The 2,333-nt window shown below is 40.3% G+C and carries 3 protein-coding genes and 2 pseudogenes; 4 read left to right on the top strand and 1 reads right to left on the bottom strand.

Annotated elements, in window-relative coordinates; genetic code table 11:
• The 4 genes and pseudogenes from MV676_RS08780 to MV676_RS08765 form a co-directional block, all read left to right on the top strand.
• Positions 1 to 438, top strand: a pseudogene (locus tag MV676_RS08780) (phenylacetate--CoA ligase); the annotation flags it as partial.
• 10 nt (positions 439 to 448) lie between these two features.
• On the top strand, positions 449 to 892 hold the full coding sequence (locus MV676_RS08775) for an acetolactate synthase (protein ID WP_297446890.1): 444 nt from the start codon (positions 449 to 451) through the stop codon (positions 890 to 892).
• Positions 893 to 906: 14 nt separating this feature from the next.
• Positions 907 to 1,761: an L-lactate permease gene (locus tag MV676_RS08770; protein ID WP_297446887.1), complete on the top strand. Its 855-nt coding sequence runs from the start codon at positions 907 to 909 to the stop codon at positions 1,759 to 1,761.
• 116 nt (positions 1,762 to 1,877) lie between these two features.
• A complete protein-coding gene (locus MV676_RS08765; protein WP_297446884.1) occupies positions 1,878 to 2,189 on the top strand; it encodes a hypothetical protein in 312 nt (103 codons plus the stop codon).
• A 33-nt stretch (positions 2,190 to 2,222) separates the two neighbouring features.
• On the opposite strand, the pseudogene MV676_RS08760 reads toward MV676_RS08765, so the two are convergent.
• Positions 2,223 to 2,333 (bottom strand): annotated as a pseudogene (locus MV676_RS08760) (putative methyltransferase); the annotation flags it as partial.

Here is a 2,333-nt window from a genome sequence, read left to right as displayed (position 1 = left end):
CAAGCTTTACCGATGATACGCTACAGAACAAAAGATATAACGGTTATCCATAGAGAACCGTGCCCCTGTGGAAGAACGATACTCTACATTGAAAACATAAAGGGTCGTTCCGATGACATGCTTATAGTTAACGGTGTCAACATATTCCCATCACAGGTTGAACACGTTATAACTCAGATAGAAGGGCTAACTCCGAACTACGTAATCGTCGTTGATAAAAAAGGGGTCCTTGACAAACTGGAAGTCTGGATAGAAGTAGATGAAAAACTTCTAAAAGATGGAGTGGGAAGCCTCGATTCTCTCAAGAAAAAAATAGAAGAAGACATGTTGAACAGCTTATTCATCAATGCAAAAGTCAAATTGGTTGAACCGAAAACACTCGAAAGAAGCATGGGAAAAGCCAAAAGAGTCATCGATAGAAGAGAATTAAACATTTAAGGAGGAAAAGATGAAGGGCAAATACGCTGTGAAGCAGATATCAATATTTCTTGAAAACAGAAAAGGAAGACTGGCAGACGTAGCCAAAACTCTTTCACTTGCAGATATAAACATCCGTGCCCTATTTTTAGCCGACTCTTCAGAATTTGGAATTTTAAGGTTAGTTGTAAACAACCCTGAAAAGGCAAAAGCCGTTCTTTTGGCCGATAACTTCGCTGCCACAGAAACTGAAGTATTCGCGGTAGAAGTTGAAGACAAACCCGGTGGATTCTACAACGTCGTAAAAGTTTTAGCGGAAAATGACATAGATGTAGAATATACCTATGCGTACGCGGGCTCTTCCTCAAAAGCCATCCTCTTTTTTAAAGTCAAAGATGCTCTATTTGAAAAGGCGGTAAAAGTTCTTGAAGAAAGCGGCGCAAAACTCCTTGAAGCCGCTTCAGTCTATAAATAATAAGGAGGTAGCTTATGGACTTCTTCTTTGCGGTAAGCCCAATTCTCCTCGTTTTTATCGGAATGCTTTTTTTCTCCCGATCGGGCGTCTTCATGTCGGTGGCCGGCTGGAATTTTGCAGGTCTTGTAGCGTGGCTCTATTTCAAAACACCCCTTTCTGTCGTTATAGGCGCAAGTATTTATGGAATTGTCAAAGCCTTTGCAATCACCTTTGCAGTAGCCTTTACAATGCTAATGATCTTCATAATGAAAGAGACTGGCGCTCTTTCTGAAGTCGTCAAAACAGTTCGTTCCATCACGACAAACAAAGTAGAACAGACACTGTTCATAGGAATGGGATTCGGTTCTTTAGCAACATCTCTTGGTGTGGTAACGCCAGCTCTATTCCCTCCTGTATTTGTGGCTCTTGGATTTACGCCTCTTGCTGCTGTTGCCATATCAATCCTATGCTGCGATCCTCTCACATCCTTTGCACTTTTATCTATCCCTATCACCCTCCCGGCAAGGGTCGTGTGGGGACCTTTTAACATAAAACCACCGGGAATAGCGAACCTTGAACAATTTATCTGGGTATTTACGCAGAAAATAACAATCTTTTTACCCGTAGTATCTGTCTGTTTTGCCCTTATGATGCTCTACTTTGTAGGAAAGTGGGAAGCTGTAAAGAAAAATTTCATCCCGGCTGTCGTTTCCGGATTGGTACTTTCACTTTCAGCTCTGGCAATGGCATACACAAAGGTTGTTCCCGTTGAAGTTATAGGTGTTCTTTCCGGCTTTTTCACGATGATAGTTATCTACTTCATGTTCAGGAAGAGTGAAAAGACAGAAACAAAACTTGACAGTGCTTTCTTAAAAGCCATATCTCCATGACTGTTTTTACTTGCCTTTTCTTATATCATAACTTACTATTCACCTGTAAGATAGAGACTTGATTTTTACAGTTACAACACATTATAATGTTATGTAGAAAATTGGGGAGGTTAAAAATGGCTTCAACGATGGAAAAATCTATAAACTGGTCTCTTGCAGCTGTTTCCTTTATTGCAGTTATTATGTATGCTTTCCTGCCTCTTGGAATTTTTGGAAACAACCTTGATTTCCAGCACTTTCTCCTTCCAAAAGTTATCGTTGCCTTTATAGTAGCCATCGTAAGCGGCAAGCTCTACATGGGATATGCAAAGTTGAGGAAAGTTTCTCCAGAAGTTGTCTATTTCGGCCTTATCACAACACTTGGCATTACAGGGCTTTTGACCTATGTTATACTTGACCTTGCACTGAAACTTTTTGGACTCGAGTAAAAAAGGGGGCATATGCCCCTTTTTTTATTTTTATCAGGTAGTTGAACTTTCTGCATCATTGTAAATGTCACCAACAATTGGTTCGTTAAAACCTTTAAATCCTCTCACCGTTTCCACTCTAAACTGGGTTGATTTGTACCATAT

The organism is Desulfurobacterium sp. (assembly GCF_027028515.1).
Taxonomy (GTDB): Bacteria; Aquificota; Aquificia; order Desulfurobacteriales; family Desulfurobacteriaceae; genus Desulfurobacterium_A.
The sequence above is the reverse complement of the archived record's forward strand: the minus strand, read 5'-3'. Positions and strand labels throughout refer to the sequence as shown.

Excerpts from the sequence above, each read along its gene's own strand:
- MV676_RS08775 (WP_297446890.1), top strand. The coding sequence starts at position 449 with ATGAAGGGCAAATACGCTGTGAAGCAGATATCAATATTTCTTGAAAAC.
- MV676_RS08770 (WP_297446887.1), top strand. The coding sequence starts at position 907 with ATGGACTTCTTCTTTGCGGTAAGCCCAATTCTCCTCGTTTTTATCGGA.
- MV676_RS08765 (WP_297446884.1), top strand. The coding sequence starts at position 1,878 with ATGGCTTCAACGATGGAAAAATCTATAAACTGGTCTCTTGCAGCTGTT.